Here is a 1,456-nt window from a genome sequence, read left to right as displayed (position 1 = left end):
CAACTTCTTTTGAGTTTGCGGTGATAATGAAGTCATCGGCATAACGAATCAAATTAACTTTAGTTTTGGCTCTATAGTGATTTTCTATTTTACCTTTTGAATTTCTATGGTATTTGTCTTGAATCACTTTTTCGAGTCCATCTAATGTCATATTTGCATATATACTAGAGATTGCTCCGCCTTGTGGCGAACCCGTTTCTGTTGGAAATAGTTTTTCTTCATATATATATCCTGATTTTGGGAACTGTTTCATAATACTTTTATCCATTGGTATATTGTTTTGCAACCATTCATGGTTAATGTTATCAAAGCAACCTTTAATGTCACCTTCAAGTATCCATGTTGGAGAACATTTTCTAGCTAATACACAGAATATCTGCTCACAGGCGTCTTTTGAACTTCTTCCTCGACGGAATCCAAAGGAAATAGAATCGCCTTTTGTTTCTGAGATTGGCTCAAGTGCTAACGCATATAAGGTTTGCATTGCTCTATCATACATCGTTGGTATCCCTAATGGACGTTTCTGCTTTTTACCTTTCTTTTCGATATATACTCGTCTTAAAGGCTTTGCTTTATAGTTTTTATCGGTGAGCGAAAGCACTGCTTTCATCTTCGAAGCAGAGGTAGACCATAATTTCTTATCTACTCCTGGTGTGTTTTTCCCTTTATTTGTTTTTACTTTTTTTACAGCATAGGCTTTAGCTGAAAAAGAGTGGGTTAATAGGTATTGTAATCTTTTGACTTTATTTTTGTCTCCTTTTACTGTTGCCTTAGCGATTCGGGTTTGTAGTCTATTAACATCATATTCAACTTGTTTCCAGTCAATCGTTTCCCATTGAAAGGCAAGTGATTTTGTGTCTTTTAGTCTCTCGGTTTTATCCGTCGTTGAATTACTAAAATTCATAAATATATAATCCTTTCCTGCTAAGAAATACCATAGGATAAGTCTGCACCCTTTCAGGTTAGAGCAAAGTTTGAACTCCTATCTGTTTTCATTACAAAATCAGCCTTCGCTTTTTATCCTTTTCTTCTGCCCTCTATGTCGTTTCGCCCTTTACAGTTAGATACCTCTCGGTAGAGGAACATATAGGGTTTACCAAGTTCCACGTAATACATAATTATAAATGCCTTAGGAGTCATCTTTAAACCGGGAGTTCTTTATCCATTCGCATTGGTTTAACAGTTGGCCTTTGCTCGACTCCTTACCATTTTGGTCAAAGCGTTTCAGCCTATTTCGCTTTCTCCAGCGTAACGATTCCTACAATAATTCACTTTACGTTCTCCATAGTATTCTTACTCTAGCAGTTGCCCCAGTTTAGGCTACTCGGACTTCCACATTGTCTCGTGAGCTTTCTAACCCGAACGTTACCATTCACGCTAGTCACGATAGAGTTACCCCGAATGGATGGGGTAGTCTAACGACAATGTATCACGCAACTTCTTGTCACACTTGAAA

The 1,456-nt window shown here is 37.4% G+C and carries 1 protein-coding gene; it reads right to left on the bottom strand.

Going from position 1 to position 1,456, the window contains the following annotated elements:
• On the bottom strand, positions 1-904 hold a 904-nt coding region (locus tag FAY47_RS19755; RefSeq protein WP_185966926.1), incomplete at its 3' end, for a reverse transcriptase N-terminal domain-containing protein.
• Positions 905-1,456 lie beyond the last annotated feature (552 nt).

Source organism: Clostridium sp. HBUAS56017, from assembly GCF_007115085.1.
GTDB classification, from domain to species: domain Bacteria; phylum Bacillota; class Clostridia; order Clostridiales; family Clostridiaceae; genus Clostridium; species Clostridium cibarium.
The sequence above is the reverse complement of the archived record's forward strand: the minus strand, read 5'-3'. Positions and strand labels throughout refer to the sequence as shown.